Origin of the sequence: Caldicellulosiruptor sp. F32 (assembly GCF_000404025.1) — a bacterium.
Classification (GTDB): domain Bacteria; phylum Bacillota; class Thermoanaerobacteria; order Caldicellulosiruptorales; family Caldicellulosiruptoraceae; genus Caldicellulosiruptor; species Caldicellulosiruptor saccharolyticus.
In genome coordinates this window covers 81753-102650 of sequence record NZ_APGP01000053.1, presented here as the reverse complement: position 1 = coordinate 102650, position 20898 = coordinate 81753, and the positions used below count along the sequence as shown (strand labels likewise).

19 protein-coding genes, 1 pseudogene and 1 riboswitch are annotated in these 20898 nt (G+C 34.8%); of the genes and pseudogenes, 18 read left to right on the top strand and 2 right to left on the bottom strand.

The features are described from left to right. Positions 1-488: 488 nt before the first annotated feature. The 4 genes and pseudogenes from H964_RS05365 to H964_RS05355 all read left to right on the top strand — a co-directional run. Positions 489-1106: pseudogene (locus tag H964_RS05365) on the top strand (transposase); the annotation flags it as partial. A gap of 500 nt (positions 1107-1606) precedes the next feature. Further along, entirely contained in the window at positions 1607-1804 is a 198-nt protein-coding gene (locus H964_RS12895) for a hypothetical protein (protein ID WP_039765412.1), read from the top strand. Positions 1805-1844: 40 nt separating this feature from the next. Then, on the top strand, positions 1845-1991 hold the full coding sequence (locus tag H964_RS12890; protein WP_237738208.1) for a hypothetical protein: 147 nt from the start codon (positions 1845-1847) through the stop codon (positions 1989-1991). A 19-nt stretch (positions 1992-2010) separates the two neighbouring features. Then, positions 2011-2682: a hypothetical protein gene (locus H964_RS05355; protein WP_039765410.1), complete on the top strand. Its 672-nt coding sequence runs from the start codon at positions 2011-2013 to the stop codon at positions 2680-2682. A gap of 200 nt (positions 2683-2882) precedes the next feature. Here the strand turns inward: H964_RS05355 and H964_RS05350 are convergent, their stop codons facing one another. Next, positions 2883-3833, bottom strand: a complete 951-nt coding sequence (locus H964_RS05350; protein ID WP_011916416.1) for a glycosidase — start codon at positions 3831-3833, stop codon at positions 2883-2885. Between the two features lie 143 nt (positions 3834-3976). Between H964_RS05350 and H964_RS05345 the strand changes: the two genes are divergently transcribed. From H964_RS05345 to H964_RS05290, 14 genes are all read left to right on the top strand, one after another. Beyond that, on the top strand, positions 3977-4393 hold the full coding sequence (locus H964_RS05345; protein ID WP_011916417.1) for a secondary thiamine-phosphate synthase enzyme YjbQ: 417 nt from the start codon (positions 3977-3979) through the stop codon (positions 4391-4393). Between the two features lie 68 nt (positions 4394-4461). Beyond that, entirely contained in the window at positions 4462-4794 is a 333-nt protein-coding gene (locus tag H964_RS12885; protein WP_049754833.1) for a hypothetical protein, read from the top strand. Positions 4795-4970: 176 nt separating this feature from the next. Continuing rightward, the gene (locus H964_RS12880) at positions 4971-5879 is read left to right on the top strand and encodes a methyl-accepting chemotaxis protein (protein WP_228370019.1); all 909 of its coding nucleotides are present in this window, start codon (positions 4971-4973) and stop codon (positions 5877-5879) included. A gap of 14 nt (positions 5880-5893) precedes the next feature. Next, positions 5894-6028, top strand: coding sequence for a hypothetical protein (locus H964_RS13200; RefSeq protein WP_271628709.1), 135 nt, complete (start codon positions 5894-5896; stop codon positions 6026-6028). Positions 6029-6246: 218 nt separating this feature from the next. Continuing rightward, positions 6247-6386, top strand: a riboswitch (SAM riboswitch). Between the two features lie 116 nt (positions 6387-6502). Continuing rightward, complete coding sequence (metK, locus tag H964_RS05335) at positions 6503-7693, top strand: methionine adenosyltransferase (protein ID WP_011916419.1); 1191 nt, start codon at positions 6503-6505, stop codon at positions 7691-7693. 83 nt (positions 7694-7776) lie between these two features. Further along, positions 7777-8181 carry a TIGR04086 family membrane protein gene (locus H964_RS05330; protein WP_011916420.1) on the top strand — a complete coding sequence of 135 codons (405 nt, stop codon included), beginning with the start codon at positions 7777-7779 and terminating at the stop codon, positions 8179-8181. A 136-nt stretch (positions 8182-8317) separates the two neighbouring features. Then, positions 8318-8902, top strand: a complete 585-nt coding sequence (locus H964_RS05325) for a hypothetical protein (protein WP_011916421.1) — start codon at positions 8318-8320, stop codon at positions 8900-8902. Positions 8903-8956: 54 nt separating this feature from the next. Then, on the top strand, positions 8957-11368 hold the full coding sequence (recJ, locus tag H964_RS05320) for a single-stranded-DNA-specific exonuclease RecJ (RefSeq protein WP_011916422.1): 2412 nt from the start codon (positions 8957-8959) through the stop codon (positions 11366-11368). Then, positions 11368-11799, top strand: a complete 432-nt coding sequence (locus H964_RS05315; protein WP_039765404.1) for an NfeD family protein — start codon at positions 11368-11370, stop codon at positions 11797-11799. The genes recJ and H964_RS05315 overlap by 1 nt, the downstream gene beginning before the upstream one ends. Before the next feature lie 41 nt (positions 11800-11840). Next, positions 11841-12776, top strand: a complete 936-nt coding sequence (locus tag H964_RS05310; protein ID WP_039765401.1) for an SPFH domain-containing protein — start codon at positions 11841-11843, stop codon at positions 12774-12776. Between the two features lie 45 nt (positions 12777-12821). After that, positions 12822-13184, top strand: a complete 363-nt coding sequence (locus tag H964_RS05305; RefSeq protein ID WP_011916425.1) for a YlbF family regulator — start codon at positions 12822-12824, stop codon at positions 13182-13184. A 28-nt stretch (positions 13185-13212) separates the two neighbouring features. Beyond that, complete coding sequence (locus tag H964_RS05300) at positions 13213-15939, top strand: UPF0182 family membrane protein (protein WP_039765398.1); 2727 nt, start codon at positions 13213-13215, stop codon at positions 15937-15939. Positions 15940-16510: 571 nt separating this feature from the next. Further along, positions 16511-17797, top strand: a complete 1287-nt coding sequence (locus H964_RS05295) for a class II aldolase/adducin family protein (RefSeq protein WP_039765396.1) — start codon at positions 16511-16513, stop codon at positions 17795-17797. A 30-nt stretch (positions 17798-17827) separates the two neighbouring features. Continuing rightward, positions 17828-19108 (top strand): L-rhamnose isomerase, encoded by a 1281-nt coding sequence (locus H964_RS05290; RefSeq protein ID WP_039765395.1) that lies wholly within the window; start codon positions 17828-17830, stop codon positions 19106-19108. Positions 19109-19180: 72 nt separating this feature from the next. Here H964_RS05290 and H964_RS05285 read toward each other — a convergent pair whose 3' ends face one another. Continuing rightward, positions 19181-20665, bottom strand: coding sequence for an L-fucose/L-arabinose isomerase family protein (locus H964_RS05285; protein WP_039765394.1), 1485 nt, complete (start codon positions 20663-20665; stop codon positions 19181-19183). Positions 20666-20898: the final 233 nt, after the last annotated feature.

Sequence of the window (20898 nt, the reverse complement as noted above, 5' to 3'; positions counted from 1 at the left end):
AAGGTGTTGAATTGGATTTCTCAAAATTGATCGGTGCTTGGTGAAGACATATTTACCGCCTATTTATTACAAAGCAAAGAATAAAAGGTATCAGCTTTTTTAAATATATCCTCTCTCTCTCAATGTATTTTTGATTTTCTCAAAATATCTTGCGATTTCTTTAAATTTCGCTATCTAAACAAATAATTTTGTTCTTGATATTGTTATTATTGTTTTATTTTACCATGTCCGGCTTAGACTCAGCCTCTATATTGTATTTATATTGTTATTCTACCATATTGCGGCGGGTTTCTAACCACTAAAACCATGGTGTTTACCCTCTCATGTCTCTCAGGGTCTTTTCTCACTTGCCCTCAATTCCCTCGTCCCATCTACCATATTTCTTAACCATCAATCCATTTCCTAAGATGTGAACAAAGGGAGTTAAAATAAAATTGTGTCTACTGTATAATTAGTATTGAAATAATTACCAAAGGGGGTTCACGATTATGGGAAAAAATGAAATTTATGAGACCGCTAAAAATATGGCTATCGAACAAGTGCTAAATATGTATTGCTTTCTGTGATGATCCTACTCGCCCAGCACTAAAACAGCTAAAAGTAAAACTTGCTCGATTACTTTATGTTATCAGAAAGAACTGTTTACCTTGCTAAAAACGAAAACGATAAAGGCAATGGCTTCTATGAGAGAAAACTTGCAACACCTGCCTTGTGTCTTGAAATTTCTGTTCCAATAGAGTTGATGGCTCAACTACTTCCCTTCTGATGTCACAAGTATATCAATGGTTGTTCTTGAGCGTTCACTTGTTCGGACTTTGAAAGCTTTGAATTTTCCGTATTCCGAAAATGACTCACTAAAAAATCAAAGAAAGTTCTCAAAAATGAGCTTCAGTTATTCAAACAAAGAGAACTACCAACAAGTGCTTTTGCTTTTTTTTTCATCGATGGCTATTCAAAAGTGAAGTTAAGGATAATTCTAAGATAAAACTTGCTACTTGCAATGCCAGCCTTGGTATCGACTCAAGAAAGGTAAAAAAGACATTTTCGGTGTCTACACTTTCTTCGTCAAGGAAAACGAGGCTGATTGGATGAAAGTTTTTGACGACTGAATTACGAGTAAGATAAATTGATTTTTTATTATAAACTTAAGAAAATTGAAGAAATTTTAAGCTATTTAAAGAAAAGTACATTCTGAGCTCAAAATTTAGTTGAAAATAGTCTAAAAAAAACGGGATTGACAGTGTGAAGATATATAAGATAAAATTTGCTTAGAAATTCCAAGAAAAAGTTTACAGAAAGAATATTTTGAGAATAAAATACCCCAAATAAGAGAATAAAGAAACTGAGATATAAAAAAACAAGTTAGATGAAGAAATGATAAGAAGATACTATTGTGTAAAGTAGCATAACAGATTGTGCTCAAAGAGATATGGCAACAATTTGTTTTGAGTATGGATAAGGAAATATCAATTACATAAATAAGAAGTGTAACAGGGACAGATAGGTTTAGAGGAACTGGCATATGATGTTTGAAAGAGTTTTAGAAAATGGAGATTGAAGTTAGGGAAATAAGCAACAGCCTTTCATCAGCCGGCTGAGAAGGGTTGTGATAAACATCAAAACAAGAGAAGGAGATGAGAAAATGATAGTTACTAAAAAAGTTAAAAGATACGTTACCTTAAGTTTGATTTTAACTTTATTTTTGAGTTTTTTTAATTGTGTTAAAGTAAATGCATATTACTCCTCTGGCGGAGCTGTAAATTATGCAGATACATGGGCGTTAAGGAGATGTATTATTTTATGATTGGGATTCTGATGGAACATATGATCATTCTGCTATTGTAGTGGTTTATGCCAGAGACCCTGATTCTGGGATAAACGGTGTTTTGCAAGATCAACACACAACAGATAGAAAATGGGCAATATGGCATTTAAAGCCATATAATCTTAATCCTCTGTCTACAATCATAAGTGCTGTTAGACCACAATAAGATGGGGAGGTCAAATTTTATGAAAAAGAGAAAATTATTTGTATTAGGTTTATTGGTACTTATTACAATAGTTGCAGCTATAATTGGTTATAATGCAGAAAGTATTCAGCAATTGAATAATGAGGAGGGAATAAAAGGAGTGGTGAAGAGTGCACTAAATATTTATAGTAAAAGTGTGTATCCATCAGAGTATACAAAATCACCAGATATTAAAATTCCTTCACAGCTTATGGAAAAAAAGATAAATGAAATTACCCAGGAATGTGAGAAATATTACAGTGCAAAGTCAGGAATTTTAGCAAATAAAATAAAAGTTTTTCAAACGGCTGTTTTAGGAGAAGCTTATTCACCCTCAGATATAAGGACTGTTGAATGGAAAATAAATGATATAAAATTTTTAGAAACAAGGATTGAAGGTGATACAGCAACAGTAATAGCAGATGTATATTGCGAAAACAAAATGGTTGCGTTGATTCCAATTGATAATAAAATAAATGGAAGCATAAAGCCTGAAGAAATGACAATAGAATATCAGAAAAGGCTGTATGAAGAAACGCAACAACTTCCCAAAAAATTGGTGACATATAATCCAAAAGGTGTAATAAGATATTATTTTAACTTATCAAAAGAAAACGGAAAATGGAAAATTACTTCAGAAAACTTCAGTTATCTACCAGGTTATGAGCCTTAATTTTATTTAAACTTCCATTTTGTTGTAGAAAAAGTTTCTATTTAATGTATGTTATAAGTTTGTGTTAAAATTCAGGCTTCCTTTGGTGATAAAAAGAAAAAAGAAATGATTAAAAAGTTTCTATTAATCTAGCTCTTTGTCAAAAGAGAGGTTGATATTTAGAATGTTCACCCCAACTTTTGACAAAGAGCCTTTATCTTCTATTTTACCTGCAAATCCCCTTCAATAAGAATAGACAAAATTTGGTCAATCTCAGCAAATGCCAAGGCTATGCAAGAGTCAGCAGCGCCATAGTAAAGATAGATTTGATTATCTTCAACAATTGCACCGCAGGTAAACACAACATTGTTCACATCACCAATTCTTTCGTATACCTCTTGCGGGGATAAGAGCCACTCAGGACATCTTTTCTTGACTTTTGCCGGATTTTCTAAATCCAAAAGCGCAGCACCAAGCCTGTAAATTGGTCCTGATGGCATCATTTTAACACCGTGATAGATTATGAGCCAGCCCTCTTGAGTTTTTATTGGTACAGCTCCTGCACCGACTTTAAAGCCGTCCCACCACGGGCCTCCTTTTTCAACAAGCACAACCTCATGGTTTCCCCAGTGAATTAAGTCTGTCGAATATGCAATCCAGATGTGTTCAATATCACCTGCAACAGGTCGGTGCAGCATTGCATATTTTCCGTTTATCTTTTCAGGGAACAAAACCGCATCTTTGTTATTTGGGGGACAAATAAGCCCTAATTTTTCTACCTTTTTGAAGTTTTTAGTTCTTGCAAGAGCAACAGCAGGACCATAACGGGAGTATGCAGTATAGGTTATATAGTAATAGTCATCTTCAGGAATATAGGTTATTCGTGGGTCTTCGCACCCAAACTCTTCGTATATGAAGACTGTTGGTTGAGGATATATGAGGGGTGACTTTTCAATCTTCCAGTTGGTCTTTCCATCACTACTTCGAGCAACAGTTAAATGTGATTTTCCTTGTCTGTCTTCAACTCTCAAAAGTAATAAGTACTCGTTCTTATATTTTATTGCACCAGCGTTAAACACTGCATTTGCAGAATATGGTATATCATATACTGTGATTATTGGATTTCCACTGTAGCGCGTAAATATATCCTTTTTTGCAAAGACCTTCTTCATGTAAAATCCCCCCACAATGATTTATCTATACAATGAAATATACCACATTTTCTGTTGAATCATTACAAAAAAATTATTAAAATATTTTTAAAAAACTGTCAAGGACAAAGAAAAACAAAAATTTAGCGGGGTGATTTTTGAAAATGAAGTCATATAGAAAAGAACTCTGGTTTGAAATTCCAACAAGAAGGGCTTTTGTGAACATCACAGATACACTACAAAAGTGTGTGGACGAAAGTGGTATAAAAGAAGGACTTTTACTTTGCAATGCCATGCACATAACTGCAAGCGTGTTTGTGAACGACGATGAGCCAGGTCTTCATAAAGATTTTGAAATCTGGCTTGAAAAGCTGGCACCTGAAAAACCATATTCTCAGTATCACCACAACGTCGGTGAGGACAATGCTGATGCACACCTAAAAAGGACAATCATGGGCAGGGAAGTTGTTGTTGCAATTACAAATGGTAAGCTTGATTTGGGTCCATGGGAGCAAATCTTCTATGGCGAGTTTGACGGTAAGAGAAAGAAAAGAGTGCTAGTTAAGATTATTGGCGAGTAATGCTGTAATTACTAATCTTGAGCAATGAATTTTTGATAACTAATTTGCAAGCAGAGGAGTGAAATTGAATGAGCTTATCCGCAAAAGTGACAGGGATTTTGTTGTTTATACTTACAATTGTTGACCCGATTTTATTACTGTTTTCATACTATGTCTTTGCAGGGTTAGGTGATTATCCAATTGTAAATATTCTTTTAGGGTATCTTATTGCGTTAGGACTAATTGGTATTCCAGCACTTTTTATAGGGAGATGGAATGCAAAGAGAGTAGAAGATGGCTCTGGATACAACTTACCATTTTTTTTAGCATGTGTTGTTTTTGTGGGAAACATACTTGCAGCAACTTTAGTGGGGATAGTTTCTTCAAAGATAAAACCAATGCCAGAGGAGCGTTTGCATTAAGATTTAGTGGAGCAATTGCTGTAAATATGGATATAGTTGCTCTTTTACTTTTTATTTATTCTAAAGTATTGTCTAAAAAGGAATTTGCAAAGAATATGGAAAAGACAAAGATTTCTATTTCTACAAAGCTTACAGTTTGAGTTTTATCTCTTACTCTCTGGATTGGTCCTTTATTGTTGAAATATATTACACTTAGAGTAAATCTTAATAACATTACAAAAATAAATCTTGCTTTAATAAGTATTTCTATTAACATAATTATTGCATTTGTTTTATGGGTAATAAATAAGAGTGTTTTATTGCCAGTTCCTGTACTTTCCAGATTGTTTTCAAGAGTATCGGAGGGTTATTTAATTACTGAAAAAATTAAATATTCTAATGATGAATTTGGCATCATTACCTACAAATTAATTGAGACTGTGAAATCAATAAAAAAACTTATAATCAGTGTAAAAAATGCAGTGGATAATTCTATAGAGATATTCGAACTAGCTCAAAAGCTATTTAGTAGATTAGAGAAGGATTCTTCGGAAAATGCGAAAATAATTGAAAAACAACAATCTGATATACAAAGAGTAGCAGCTTCGGTTGAGGAAATTAATGCTAGCATTGAGCAATTAGCTGCTCAAGCTCAGGACCTCAATAGTTTGGCGTCCACAGTGCTTTCAACTTCTAAAAACTTAGTGGATAAATCAGAGTTAGGACAAACAGCGGTTCAAATCATTTTAAAAACAAGCGAGAATCTTGTAGAAAGGTATGGTCAGTTGAGAGAAGGTGTAAAGCAATTAGCTCAAGCAACTCAGAACATCAGTGAGGTTGTTAAGTTTGTAAGACAAATTGCTGAAGAGACAAATTTGTTAGCCTTGAATGCTTCGATTGAGGCTACTAAGGCAGGAGAAAGCGGAAAAGGTTTTTCTGTTGTTGCTTATGAAATAAGGAAATTAGCTGAACAGACAAAAAATTCGACTACTAATATAAGTAGAACAATTTCAACTGTGAATTTGTATTCAAAACAATTTGAAGACCAGATAGAAGTTCTTTACCATGAAGTAGAAGAAAATAGGAAAAATATACTGAACTTTTAGGAATTTCTATCAATATGATTGAGAAAATAAGGGATTTAAATTCACTTGTTGATAGTCTGCTTGCTCATTCTGAAGAAGAAGCAGCTTCTGCTGAAGAAATGACTTCGGCAGCAACAGAAATAGCTGAAAGTATATTCAGAAATAAATGAGTTTTCACAAAAGATAATATCTTCTATAGAGCACAATCTTGATCATGTACGAGAACTATCAAAGCAGCTTTCTATTTTATCAACTTCAATGAATGAAATTCGAAAAATGATAGGAAAGTTTAAATATGAGTAATTATTTTTATTGACAATACCAATTTGTTTTGTTAATATAATTGAGGCAAATTTAAAAATTGAATAATGAAAAAATGATAAGGTTATCCTTATCAAGAGAGGTGGAGGGAAAAAGGCCCGATGAAGCCCGGCAACCGGCAAGGCTTTTTTAAAGCTTTGCAATGGTGCCAACTCCGTCAGAAAGCTTAAAAAGTTTATATATTTTAAGCTTTCTGAGAGATGAGGATAAAACTTTTTACAAGAAAGTTTTGCCTCTTCTTTTCAGAAGGGGCTTTAAATTTTATATAAAGTTTTAATTTTAAATGAGTTTCCATTTTACTTAAAAGGAGGTACAAAGAGCAGATGAGAAAGCTATTTACATCCGAGTCTGTAACAGAGGGTCATCCAGACAAAATTTGTGACCAAATTTCAGATGCTGTTTTAGATGCCATTTTAGAAAAAGACCCGTACGCAAGAGTTGCATGTGAGGTTGCAGTTACAACAGGGCTTGTTCTTGTGATGGGTGAGATAACAACAAAATGTTATGTGGACATACCAAAGATAGCAAGAGATACAATAAGAGAAATTGGGTATACACGTGCAAAATACGGGTTTGATGCTGACACATGTGCGGTGATAACATCAATTGATGAGCAGTCACCTGACATTGCAATGGGCGTTGACAAAGCATTAGAGGCAAAGCTTGGTGAGATGACAGATGATGAAATAGAGGCAATTGGTGCAGGCGACCAAGGGATGATGTTTGGGTTTGCGTGTGACGAGACACCTGTTTTGATGCCAATGCCAATCTATCTTGCTCACAAACTTGCAAGAAGGCTTGCATATGTCAGAAAAGGAGGTATTTTGCCATATTTGCGACCTGATGGCAAGACTCAGGTCACAGTTGAGTATGAAGATGACAGGCCAATAAGAGTGGATACAATTGTTGTTTCAACTCAGCACAGCCCAGAGGTTACACATGCCCAGATTGAAGCAGATGTGATTGAACATGTTATAAAGCCAATTATCCCAGAAGGTATGCTTGACAAGAACACAAAGATATATATAAACCCGACAGGAAGATTTGTAATTGGTGGTCCACAAGGCGACTCAGGACTTACAGGAAGAAAGATTATTGTTGACACCTACGGTGGCTATGCACGCCATGGTGGTGGAGCATTTTCTGGAAAAGATCCGACAAAGGTTGACAGGTCTGCAACATATGCAGCGAGGTATGTTGCAAAGAACATTGTTGCAGCAGGACTTGCTAAAAAGTGCGAGGTTCAACTTTCATATGCAATAGGTGTTGCAAGACCACTCTCAATCAGGGTGGATACATTTGGAACAGGAAAGATTGATGATGAAAAAATTGCCGAGATTGTAAAGAGAGTATTTGACCTAAGACCAGCTGCTATAATAAGAGACTTGGATTTAAGAAGACCGATTTACAAGAAGGTTGCTGCATATGGTCACTTTGGAAGAGAAGATTTGGACTTGCCATGGGAGAGAACTGATAAGGTAGACATAATCTTAAAAGAGGCTCAGAATATATAAGAAGTAGAGCTTGTGTTCTAACTTTTTGTGAGTTTTAATAATGTTTAATAGAGCATCTTTTTTAAAAGGATTATCAGGCTATTATGAATAAGAAGACTGAAGACGCAAGTCTTTCTCAGTATGTTTGGATAGTAGTAAAGTCACTATTTTTGATTTGCTTTTTAATTCTTATAGTATCTCTTTTTGTGATGTATTTTTCAATGCCGGATAAAATTGCACAGTATCTTACTATATTTTCAATGTTTGTAGGAATAGCATTGTGTGGATATGAGGCTGCTGAAATTAGCCCTACCAGAAAAAAAATAGCTGCATTTGTAGTTTCGCTTTTTGTTTCGATTATTTTGGTTGTGTTATCCATTGTTTTAAAAAGAAGTGTTAACATTTCAAAGTACCAATTATATTTAATAATCTTTGGTCCAATTTTGGGCTTTGGGATGGGCGCTTTGAATGCAGAGAAGAGCAGAAAACCTCGACCAAAAAGAAGGTAGAAAAACGCAGATATAAGCTATCCGTATCCCCTTTTGCAGCTGGCATAAGCAAAAGGGGATTTATTTTTGCCTTTACATCCAATTATGGTGTATAATTAACTCAAGGAAGAAATTAAACTTTTTGGGGGAAGACTTTATGAGGGAAAAAATTGCATATCTTATAAGCAGCATTTTTACAGTTCCAATGGTTGCACTGATTGTATTTACAATTATGTGGCTTGATGACAAGATGGCAAACTATGATGGAAATTTAAGCTATTATCTGAATTCAATTATCTTTTTCACAATCATACCCCTTTTAGCATATATTGTTGCAAGAATGGTCCCAAAGTTTAAAGCAGGTGGAAGAGAAAAAGAACGAAAACTTGCTTTTATCTTTGGGATAGTTGGATATATCTTAGGGAATTTGAGTTTGCTGACTATAGAAAAGCCTACAAAAGCAATGATAGGGCTTTACTTGTCATATCTCATATCAAGTTTAATCTTGGCCTTTATTAATAAGGTTTTAAAATTTAAAGCAAGTGGCCACGCTTGTGGTATAACTGGTCCAATTGTTGCAATCAACTTTATTGCTGGGCTAAAAATGTTATTTTTAGCTTTACTTATTCCGCTTGTTATGTGGTCAAGACTTATACTCAAAAGGCATGATATTAAACAGCTTATAGTTGGTGCTGCAACATCATTCTTTGTAACTTTGATAGTAATGATATGGATATTTTGACAATTAACATATTTTTAGACTACTTTTTTAAATTGAGGGGGCTTTTTTTGAGGGATGATTTTTCAAAAAAAACGATGGGTGCTAAAAGAGTGTGAGAATTTTGATGATTTTGACATCCAAATAGATGGTAGAAAAATAAGACCGCAAATAATCAAAGTTTTAAAAAACAGAGGAATTGTTCAAAAGGATGATATTGAAAAGTTTTTAGCTCCAGCAATCAAAAATCTTCACAATCCCTTTTTACTCAATGATATGAAAGAGGCGATAAATATTGTTCACAATGCTATTTTACACAAGAAAAGGGTATTAATTTACGGAGATTATGATTGTGATGGTGTAACAAGTACATATCTTCTTTATTCAAACTTGAAAAAGTTTTTGCCAACAAGTTACTATATTCCTAATAGATTCAAAGATGGATATGGACTCAACCTTGATATCTTAAAGAGATTAGAAGATACATTTGACATCTTAATAACAGTTGACACAGGAATAAGTGCTATTAATGAGATTGAATATCTAAAACAAAAAGGAAAAATAGTCATTGTCACAGACCACCATGAACCAAAAGATAAGCTACCAATAGCCGATGCCATTATAAATCCCAAGAGACGTGATAGTACATACCCTTTTAGGGATTTAGCAGGGGTTGGGGTTGCATTCAAGCTACTTCATGCACTAAAGCTTTCTGGGCTTGAAATTAAACTTTCTAAGTATCTTGACATTGTGGCAATTGGCACAATTGCAGACGTCATGCCACTTGTTGATGAAAACAGGATTTTTGCTAAGTTTGGTCTAAAACTTTTAAAGTATACGAGGAATATAGGACTGAAAAAACTTATAGAAGTTGCTGGACTTTCCTCAAAGGAAGAGCTAAAACCTTTCGATGTTTCATTTATCATAGGGCCAAGACTGAATGCGGCAGGCAGAATTTCGGATGCTAATTTAGCCATGTCGCTTCTTTTAAGTGACTCTTTAGTAGAAGCAGAAAAGATTGCAAGAAGGTTAGATGAGGAAAATAGAAAACGTCAGGAGATAGAAGAAAAAACTATCAAAGAGGCTCAAAAGATAATTACATTGAATAAAGATATCCTAAGGAAAAAGATTTTTGTGCTAAGCTCTCAAAGCTGGCACCCTGGTGTTGTTGGGATTGCTTCATCAAAGATAACAGAAAAGTATTACAGACCTTCGCTTCTGTTTACGTTCACAGATGAGGGAATTTTAAAAGGTTCTGGACGGTCAATAAAAGGTTTTAATCTGTTTGAGGCGTTGAAAAACTGCTCTGATATTCTTCTAAAGTTTGGTGGGCATGAACATGCAGCTGGGCTTTCGCTTGTAAGCGATAATTTTGACAAACTTGATGAGATTCTAAATGCTATTGCTCAGGAATATCATTTTATGATTTTCAAACCAGCTGTTGAAATTGACCTTGTTTTAAGCTTAAACGAGATTGATGATGAGTTAATTGACCAAGTTTATCTTTTAGAACCATTTGGTGTAGGGAATCCTGAGCCAACCTTTCTTATAAAGAACATTATTGTTGAAAATTTTAGATTCATGGGTGAGGACAATAAGTATTATAAATTCTTTACAGGAAATGGTACAAAGTATGATGTTGTATGTTTTTCAAACTTAGAAGATGAAGATGAGCTTGTTACAATGAAAAAGGTTGATATTGTTTGTAAGCTTGAAAAAAATATATTTAACTCTACAAGGCGAAATCAGTTTAATCTGATTGACATTTGTGAAAATATCAGTTTTGGTGTTATAAAAGACCTTTACAATAACTTAAAAACTGTGCGGCAAAAAGGATGTAGCTTTAAGAAATTTGAAATTGAGACATGTAATCTTTCTGAACTTGTTGACAAAAAATGTATCTTTACAGCTTTTTATCCTCATATTGTTTTAGATTTTTTAAAGTTTTTAAAAGATGAAGAGGTAGAAAATGATCTTTTTAAGTTTTTAGATAACCATGGCCGGATTGTGCAGCACCAGAGTTCATTAAAAGAGGTATATTTTGATGACATATTTGCACCGAGGATTGACAAGATAGAAAATATGAAAGAGGATTTTGATGTTATAGTTGCACTTGACATTCCTTCATATCAGCTTGTAAAAAATCTCTATCAAGATGCAAAAGTTTTGATTTTTGACTTAGACAAGAAATTTAAGGATTTTAATCTACAAATAAATGATGAGGTGGTCAATGTTTATAAAACACTTAGAGATTGTGAGTTTATCTCATACAATTTTTCGGGTATAAATGAATCAGACCCATTTAAAAGGGTTGTAAAACTTTTATTTATACTTTCAATGTTTGAAGAAAAAAATCTTCTTTGTTCAGAGGTTACACACGAAGGCGTGGAGGTAAAGGAGTTTTACAAGCTATCTGAGAAGGTAAACTTGAAACAGACATCAATCTACAAATTTTTCCAGATCATTAAAAAGGATGAAGGGGGAATTTGATGAATGTAAGCATTTATGATTTTATCTGGCTTGTGATAGCTCTTGCTTTTTTAATAGCTGATACCTTTATTGGTTTTGTCTTTTTTCCTATTTATATTTCAGCTTTTATAATTTTCATTTTAGATTTATTTGTAAACAATCTATTTGTAGAAGTTGGTCTATTTATTATTCTCAGCTTAGCAATCTTTTTGATATTTAAACCCAAGATTAGAAAATTTATGCAAAACATGCCAAAGATAGAAAACAGAAGCTTTGTAAACGTGGGAGAGGAATTTTTTGTTGAAGAGGTATCAGAAGATAGGTATTCTGGCAAAATAAAAAAGGACGGAATATTTTACAACATTTTCTGTGACAAAAAGTTAGGAAAAGGTGACAGAGTAAAGGTTAAAAAAGTGGATGGGTTGAGAATTTTTGTTGAAAAAATGGAATAAAAAAACAAGAGTATTTTGAAAAATGGGAGGAGGAAGCTTGTATGCCGACAATTGGATGGGTCATTTTGATAATTGCGCTGTTTTTAATCTTCTTCTTTTCAAGTGTAAAAGTTGTTCGGACAAAATACTGCTATGTTGTAGAGAGAATTGGCCAGTTTCATAGGATTTTAGAGCCAGGCGTTCATCTTATTATTCCTTTTATTGACAACATAAGAGCAAAAGTTAATATGCAAGAAAGAATTTTAGATGTACCACCGCAAGATGTTATAACTAAGGATAACGTCAGAATAAAGATTGACTCTGTTGTATTTTTTGAGGTATTCGACGCAAAGATGTGCACTTACAATGTACAAAATTATCAAGCAGCGATTATGTATTCAGTATTAACTAATCTCAGAGATGTCATTGGTAGCATGACTCTTGATGAAGTGTTCTCCTCCAGGGAAATTATAAATTCAAAGTTGACAACTGTGCTTGACCAAATTACAGATAACTATGGGGTAAAGATAAAAAGAGTTGAAATAAAAGACATTATCCCACCTGCTGAAATAACACAGGCAATGGAAAAACAGATGAAGGCAGAAAGAGACAAGCGTGCAATGATTCTTGAGGCAGAAGGTGTGAGAGAAAGTGAAATTGCTAAAGCAGAAGGGTACAAGCAAGCTCTTATAAAAAGGGCAGAAGGTGAAAAGCAGCAAAAGATTTTGCAGGCGGAAGGTCAGGCTCAGGCAATTGAGATGGTAGCAAGAGCACAGGCAAACGCTATTGCATATGTCAACAGGGCTATTAAGGAGAGCGGCACAGATGCAGTTGTACTTGCGATGAGGCAGATAGAGGCTGCAATTGAGATTGCTAAAAATCCGGCAAATAAGGTATACATTCCAACTGATGCATTTAAAAATCTTGGTACTTTAATTGGCGCCTCAGAGCTTTTAAAGACAAATGAAAATGTTAATAATCAAGACAAGAGTCCTTAAAAATAAAATAATCAAATATCCACAAAAGGGGTGAGTATACAAAAGATGAGAAATGTTTACGACATTGCGTACGAGCTTGCAAATGCTCTAAAAGAGTCAAATGAGTTTAAAAGGTTTAAAGCTGCAAAAGAAAAGATTGAAAAGGACGAGAAGCTCAAACAGATGGTTATGGACTTTAAAAAGAAACAACTTGAGCTTGAGCAAAAACGCTTGCAAGGACAAGAGGTTACAAGCTCTGATGTATATTCTTTGCAGCAGCTTTACCAGATAATAAGCCTAAACCCAGACATTGAAGAATATCTCTCATCTGAGATGATGCTTGCAAAAATTTTGGCTGATATTTCAAAGATAATAGCAGAAGCAGTAGATTTAAAAGATGAAATGTTTGGACTTTTAGAGAGCAAATAAAAAAATAAAGTGAGGGACAGGATTTAGGATGGCAGATAGAATTTACGATTATAAAAGAGAGAAAACTAAAAGAGTGGTTAAAAAAGTGGGTTTTGTTATTTCAATACTGGTAATATTAGCTATAGTTTTTTCAATTGCTTTTGATTTATTTTTAGAACTCATCCAAATAAAAGAAATTGGTAGAAACTTTGTAAGTGTATTCTGGAAGAATTTCTATGTAAAGCTTTCAGTACAGGTTGTTTCATTTATGATTTTGTTCTTTGTGTTTTTTGTAAACAATGCCGTTATTAAGAGAAATATTGAAAGAATTGTTGGAAAAATTAGTTTGCTTAAGAAGAACATTCTCAATGTTATTGTCTCTGTGTTATTGGCGCTGATAGCAAGCAGGTATTTGGAAAACAACCTCTACATCAAATTTTTGACCTTCAAGCATTCAAAGCCGTTTAATATAAAAGACCCGATCTTTAACAAAGATGTAGGATACTATGTGTTTGAAAGACCATTTTTTCTTTCAATTGTAAATTTTCTATTCTATTTAGTGATATTTGTATGTATCTATACAGTGGTATTATACATTGTTCTCTATGGTTTTGCATTTGTTAGCAGGGTAAATTCATGGGGTGTGCTTTATGACAAAAAGGTAAGAAGTCATATATTTTTCAATCTGATACTCATATTTGTGATTAAGATATTCACACTAAAATATGAAATGGAAGGACTTTTGTACTCTTTCTTTGGTGAAGTTGTTGGTGTGGGATATACTGATTATTACATTAGGATGAACTATTTTAGGCTTTCGTATATAGTTTTGGTAGCTGTGATTCTACTCAGCATCTACTTTTTCATAAAAGGCAAGTATGCAAATATAGCCAAGGTAATGCTTTCTTATATTGGTTGGGCAGTTTTGGGTACCATAATCGCTACAGCTTTTCAGTATTTTGTAGTATCACCAAATGAACAGGTGTATGAAAGGCCTTTTTTAGAAAAAAACATTAAGTTTACACGCCTTGCTTACAATTTAGAAAACATTGAAGAAAAATATTTTCCTGTTGACACATCAGGTACCATCACAGCAGAGGATTTACAGAAAAACACAGGTACAATTGAAAATATTAGAATTACAGATTATCCCACAACCTTGGCTATTTTAAACCAAATTCAGCGTTTTAAACAGTACTATATTTTCAACGATGCTGATATTGCAAAGTATACAATAAATGGCAAAATAAAATCTGTATTCATCTCTGCAAGGGAGATAAACTATGATGGGATTCCAACAAAGACATATATCAATCAAAAATTTCAATACACTCACGGCTATGGTGTTGTAATGAGCCTGATGACAGAAGTTACACCTGAGGGCCAGCCAAAGTTTATCATAAAAGATATTCCATTAAAGAGCTTAGACGGTGCACCAAAGGTGACTCAGCCACGGATATACTATGGAGAAAAGACAGACCCATATGTTATTGTCAACACAAAAGTTGACGAAATTGACTACCCAGAGGGTGATTCAAATAGGCTTTTTAGATATGACGGCAAGGGTGGAATAAGACTAACACCTTTGAATAGGCTGATCTTTTCATATGTGTATAAAGACTTTAGACTTCTTGTCTCAACGGCTATAAATTCAAACAGCAAGATACTCATAAATAGAAGTATTATAGAAAGAGCTAAAAAAGTTGCTCCATTTTTTGACTATGACACCGATCCTTACATTTTGATTGACGGCAAAGGTCACTTAGTATGGGTTTTGGATGGTTATACAAAGACAAATTATTATCCATATTCAGAGCCGACAGAAGAAGGTTTTAATTATATTAGAAATTCGGTAAAGGTATTAATTGATGCATACAATGGAACGCTGAAATTTTACATTGTAGACAAAAACGACCCAATTGTAAATGTCTATAAGAGTATTTATCCCGACCTTTTTGAAAATGGAGATATTCCAAGAGACATTGCTGAGCATATAAGATATCCGGAGTATATTTTCAAGGTTCAGGCAAGTGTGTTGAAAAGGTATCACATGACAAACCCGAATGTATTTTACAACAAGGAAGATTTGTGGGACTTTGGAAAACACAAGACGCCAGACGGTTCAATTGACTATATCCCGCCATATTACAGTGTGATGAAGCTGCCAGACAGCCAAAAAGAAGAGATGATTTTGATGGTGCCTTTCACACCGCTAAAATACAACACAATGATTGCATGGCTTGCAGCAAAAAGTAGCCAAGAAAATTATGGAAAGCTTGTGCTATACAAATTCCCGAAAGGTTCAACTGTCTACAGTCCACTGCAGGTTGAGAACATGATTGACCAAGACCCGCAGATATCAAAGGATTTGTCACTGTGGAATCAAGGCGGTTCAAAGGTTATAAGAGGGAACCTTTTAGCATTGCCAATAAACCAAAAGATTTTGTACATTGAGCCAATTTACATTGCTTCAGACAATGCTTCAGCCCTGCCAGAGGTAAAAAGAGTAATTGCTGCTTGCAATGGGAAGGTCGTTATGGGAAGCAGCCTAAATGATGCGCTATCGCAGCTCATTGGGCAGCAGGTAACACCTGTAAAGGATGAGATGCAAACACCGTCTCAGAAAGAAAATATAACTCAGGTTCTACCATCGTCAGATCTATTAAAGATAAAGTCTTTGTTTGAAGATGCTAAAAAAGCTTTACAACAAGGCAATTGGGAAGAGTTTGGAAAGAAGTTCAAAGAGCTTGATGATATGATGAAGAATGTCAAATAGGCAGTATAACTTTAAAATTTAATGAAGGTGTCTAAAAAATACAATTTTATATGTTCTGAAAGCACGTATAACAGGAACCAAACAATAAAAACTCCTAAATATTGAAATAAAAGGGGTTGTTACATCAACTTTTGAAACAGCCCCTTTTATTTTGTGTCTATTTTATAGCTGTGTGTGGTGTTCCATTTTGCGTCCCCTTAGGTTAATTAATGAAGTTTAAGGGATTATTCAATTAGACTTTGAACGTTTAACAAACAGTATAATGTAGAGATTTAGTAAATTCAATAGTGGATGTAGTTTTAACATATGAGTTGATTGGTTTTTTGTTTTCTTTGTATATATTTCATGATTCCATAATCAATTTGTCAGTTTTATAAAAACCACATTTGTTTGAAATATTAATAAATGATAATGACAAAACGGTGTAATTAGATTATAATAATTAATAAAAGACATCAAAAGTAAATACAAATAAACATAAAAACAAAAATTTTAAGCCATAGATACAAACATCCTGCAAAATCAGACAAAACTATAAAAATGCAATTTATTTCAGAAAGGGGTAAATATTATGAGATTCGAATTACTTCATCCAGCAGATCAAATAGCAATGATAATGGAAAGAATATATGGATATGGTATGACTACAACATCTGGCGGTAATATTTCTATAATGGACGAAAATGGAGATATATGGATTACACCATCTGGGATTGACAAAGGAAATTTAAAACCGGATGATATAGTGCTTGTAAAAAGCAATGGTGAGATTGTAGGAAAGCACAAACCATCTGTAGAACTTCCTTTTCATGAGATGATTTACAGGTCAAGACCGGATATCAAAGCTATAATTCATGCACACTCACCGGCAATTATGGCGTTTAGTTTAGCAAGGAAGATTCCAAACACAAAACTTATTCCAAATGTACATTTAATATGTGGCGAAGTTGAACTTGTTGAGTATGCACTACCAGGCAGCACAGCCCTTGGACAAAAGATTGCTGATGCCTTCAAAAGAGGCATTAACACTGCTGTTTTGGCAAACCATGGAATTGTTGTAGGTTCTGAAAACCTATTCAAGGCTTTTATGGCATTTGAGACTTTAGATTTTTGTGCTCAGCTTGAGATAAGAGCAAGGGCAATAGGTAATCCTAAGGCTCTGCGTCCAAAAGATATTGAGATTTCGAAAGCAAAGCAAGATGTTCAGATGGATGAGTTTATTCCAAAGAGTTATTCAAGTTTTGAGGAAGAATCTCGAAAAAAAATGTGTGAGCTAATTTACCGTGCTTATGAGCAAAGACTTTTTACAAGTACGCAAGGAACTTTTTCACAGAGGTTAAATGAAAACTCTTTTATAATCACACCATCCATGGTTGACAGAAAATACATAGAAATAGATGATATTGTTAAAATCGAAAACGGCTATAAAGAAGCGGGCAAAAAACCAAGTAGCTCTATTTTACTCCACAAGTATATCTATGAAAAACATCCAAATATAAATGCAATCGTTATTGCTCGTCCTCCCAATATTATGGCGTTTGCTGTGACAGAAAATGAATTTAATTCTCGGGCAGTTCCAGAGACCTATATACAGTTAAGAAACGTCAAAAAGATTCCTTTTGGTTCAAACTTTATGCAACCTGAGATGACAGCAGATGTTTTTTCAAAAGAAACTCTTGCTGTTATTGTTGAGAATGATTGTGTTATTGTTGTAGGTGAAAGTTTATTGGATGCATTTGACAAACTCGAAATATTAGAATTTACAGCGAAAGCAATAATTGATGCTAAAAGCTTGGGTGATGTTGTTTTGATTAGTCAAAAAGAAATTGAAGAGATAGAAGAGGCTTTTAAGTTGTAAAGAACAATTATATGAGGAGGAAGTGAAAAAATGAGTTTGAATGCTGATAAGGTAATAGCAGACTATGAAAGAGCAAAAGAGGTGTATGGCCAATTTGGAGTTGACACAGATGGAGTTTTGGAAAAGATGAAAGAGATAAAAATCTCTTTGCACTGCTGGCAAGGAGATGATGTGACAGGATTTGAAGAGGCAACAAAAGGAATGGGCGGTGGCGGAATCTTAGCAACAGGAAATTACTTTGGCAAAGCACGGAATGGAGATGAACTTCGGCAGGACGTAGAGTTTGCAATGAGTTTGATTCCTGGCAAACACAAGGTAAACCTTCATGCTATCTATGCTGAGACGAATGGCAAAAAGGTAGACAGAGACCAGCTTTCAGTGGAACACTTTGAAAAGTGGATAAACTGGGCAAAAGAAAAGGGCATCGGACTTGACTTTAATCCTACCTTTTTTGCCCATCCAAAGGCATCCTCAGGGTATACTCTGTCAAGTAAAGATGAAAGTATTAGAAAATTCTGGGTACAACATGCTATTAAGTCACGTGAGATTGCATCAGTTATGGGCAAAGAAACAGGTCAGCCTTGCATTAATAATATTTGGATACCCGATGGTTCTAAAGACTTTCCAGTACAAAGGTATGAGCACAGAAAAATCTTAAAAGAGTCACTTGATGAGATATTTGATGCAAAGGTTGACAAACAATATCTCATTGACTCTGTTGAAAGTAAGTTATTTGGCATAGGTTCAGAAGCTTATGTGGTTGGATCGCATGAGTTTTACATGGGTTATGTATTTACAAGCAAACACGATATAGCAATCTGCTTTGACCTTGGACACTTCCACCCGACAGAAACCATTTCAGACAAGATTTCAGCTGTGTTGGCATATTCAAAGAAGATACTTTTGCATCTCAGCCGTGGTATGCGTTGGGACAGTGACCATGTTGTGATTTTGAACGACGAAGTTTTGTCTGTTGCACAAGAAGTAAAAAGAACCAATGGATTTGAGAAAGTTTATTTTGCTTTGGACTTCTTTGATGCGAGCATAAACCGAATAACTGCATGGGTAACAGGGGCAAGGGCTGCCTTGAAAGCAATTCTTTTTGCACTCTTGGAGCCAACACATCTTTTGATTGAGGCTGAAAATGAAGGGAATTTTGGGATGCGACTTGCACTTTTAGAGGAATTCAAAACCTTACCATTTAGTGCTGTGTGGAATAAATACTGCTACGACAGTGGTGTTCCAGTGGGAAGCACATGGCTTGAAAGGGTGAAAGAATATGAAGAGAAGGTTTTGAAAAATAGGGTGTAATAGGTACAAAAAGGGGCTGCGCAGTGTTTCACACTTTTAAATGATTATGGCAGCCCCTTCCTGATTTTCATGTTATTTAAATGGATTTTCATCTTTATAAAGCATATAAGCTGGCTGGTTGAATGAAATGTCATCAACACCGAGCATCTTCATTGCATCAAATAGGATTTTTCCTGCATGTTTGAATGCAACAGCTGTATGATGCGGGAACCTCTTGGCAATAAGTACATATCTATAGAATCTTCCCATCTCTTTTATTGCAAATACACCAATTCCACCAAACGAACGTGGGTCAACGTCTATTACCTCACCTTCAGCCACGTATGACCTCAAGATACAATCAGCTGTTGACTGAAGTCTGAATATTGTTATCTCACCTGGTTTTATTGTACCTTCGAGTGTACCACGTGTTATATCTGGTTCTTTATTTGGCTCTAAGAGTCTGTGCATAATGAGCTGGTACCTCATCTCAGCATATTTCATATGACAAATAGGTGTGTTTCCACAGTGGAAGCCCATAAAAAGGTCAGTGAGCTTGTAATCCTTGAACTTTTCCTTGTTTGCCTCATACATATCTTTCGGAACGGTATTATTGATATCAAGAATTGTTGCAGGAATTTGTGTTGCAAGTGTTACGATGTATTCACTAAGTGCTCCGTATATGTCAACCTCACATGCAACTGGAATACCCCTTGATGCAAGCCTTGCGTTTACGTAACATGGAACAAATCCAAACTGTGTCTGGAACGCTGGCCAGCACTTATTAGCAAATATTGCAAACTGGCAACTACCGCGATATTTTTCATACCAGTCCATTAATGTTAGCTCATATTGAGCAAGCTTTGGCAAAATTCCTGGATGTTTGTTTCCTGTGCCAAGTTCTTGTTCCATTTGTTTTACAATCTCAGGTATACGCGGGTCATCTTTGTGCTTGTTGAAAGATTCAAACAAGTCAAGCTCAGAGTTTTCCATAATTTCTATGCCAAGGTCATAAAGTGGCTTGATTGGTGCATTGCAAGCCAAAAAGTCTTGTGGCCGTGGTCCAAAACTGAAGATTTTAAGATTCTTTACTCCTATTACAACCCTTGCAACATCAACAAAGTGCGCTATCATATCCGAAACCTCTTCAGCATCGCCAACAGGGTACTCAGGAATGTAAGGGTTGAGCTTCCTCAGGCCAATATTGTAAGATGCGTTTAACATGCCACAGTATGCATCGCCACGACCGTCAATGAGGTTTTCTTGTGTCTCTTCAGCTGCCGCAACAAACATTGAAGGACCGCCAAACTTTTGTGCAAGCATTGTCTCAGGTCCTTCAGGGCCAAAGTTGCCAAGATATACAACAAGTGCATTAACACCTGCTGATTTTAGCTCATCCAGGGCTTTTAAAACGTCATTCTCATTTTCGACAGTTGTCTTTGCTTCAAAGATGTCGATACCTTTTTTTCTGCATGCCTCAACTACTTTCTGCCTTCTCTTTTCACTAAGAGAGATAGGGAAACAGTCCCTGCTAACAGCAACTATTCCTACCTTTACTTTGGGTATGTTTTGTAGCATATTGAAAAAATCCCTCCTAACATTTCATTAAGTTTTTATGTTTTGTTATAATAATTATATAACTTTGGGCTTGTGCATACAATAAATTATTCCCACAAAATACCATATCATTGTAAGAAAATTGTTCACGTACAAGTGCGGGAAAAAATCTTTTCAATCTACTTTTAAAATAGAAACTTTTATGCTACAATATCATAGTTAAAGTATAACCTTTTTAAGGTTGACAAAAATTT

Bases quoted from the DNA above. Each gene is read 5' to 3' on its own strand.
- H964_RS05355 (WP_039765410.1), top strand. From the start codon at position 2,011: ATGAAAAAGAGAAAATTATTTGTATTAGGTTTATTGGTACTTATTACA.
- H964_RS05350 (WP_011916416.1), bottom strand. From the start codon at position 3,833: ATGAAGAAGGTCTTTGCAAAAAAGGATATATTTACGCGCTACAGTGGA.
- H964_RS05345 (WP_011916417.1), top strand. From the start codon at position 3,977: ATGAAGTCATATAGAAAAGAACTCTGGTTTGAAATTCCAACAAGAAGG.
- H964_RS12885 (WP_049754833.1), top strand. From the start codon at position 4,462: ATGAGCTTATCCGCAAAAGTGACAGGGATTTTGTTGTTTATACTTACA.
- H964_RS13200 (WP_271628709.1), top strand. From the start codon at position 5,894: ATGATTGAGAAAATAAGGGATTTAAATTCACTTGTTGATAGTCTGCTT.
- metK (WP_011916419.1), top strand. From the start codon at position 6,503: ATGAGAAAGCTATTTACATCCGAGTCTGTAACAGAGGGTCATCCAGAC.
- H964_RS05330 (WP_011916420.1), top strand. From the start codon at position 7,777: ATGAATAAGAAGACTGAAGACGCAAGTCTTTCTCAGTATGTTTGGATA.
- H964_RS05325 (WP_011916421.1), top strand. From the start codon at position 8,318: ATGAGGGAAAAAATTGCATATCTTATAAGCAGCATTTTTACAGTTCCA.
- recJ (WP_011916422.1), top strand. From the start codon at position 8,957: ATGATTTTTCAAAAAAAACGATGGGTGCTAAAAGAGTGTGAGAATTTT.
- H964_RS05315 (WP_039765404.1), top strand. From the start codon at position 11,368: ATGAATGTAAGCATTTATGATTTTATCTGGCTTGTGATAGCTCTTGCT.
- H964_RS05310 (WP_039765401.1), top strand. From the start codon at position 11,841: ATGCCGACAATTGGATGGGTCATTTTGATAATTGCGCTGTTTTTAATC.
- H964_RS05305 (WP_011916425.1), top strand. From the start codon at position 12,822: ATGAGAAATGTTTACGACATTGCGTACGAGCTTGCAAATGCTCTAAAA.
- H964_RS05300 (WP_039765398.1), top strand. From the start codon at position 13,213: ATGGCAGATAGAATTTACGATTATAAAAGAGAGAAAACTAAAAGAGTG.
- H964_RS05295 (WP_039765396.1), top strand. From the start codon at position 16,511: ATGAGATTCGAATTACTTCATCCAGCAGATCAAATAGCAATGATAATG.
- H964_RS05290 (WP_039765395.1), top strand. From the start codon at position 17,828: ATGAGTTTGAATGCTGATAAGGTAATAGCAGACTATGAAAGAGCAAAA.
- H964_RS05285 (WP_039765394.1), bottom strand. From the start codon at position 20,665: ATGCTACAAAACATACCCAAAGTAAAGGTAGGAATAGTTGCTGTTAGC.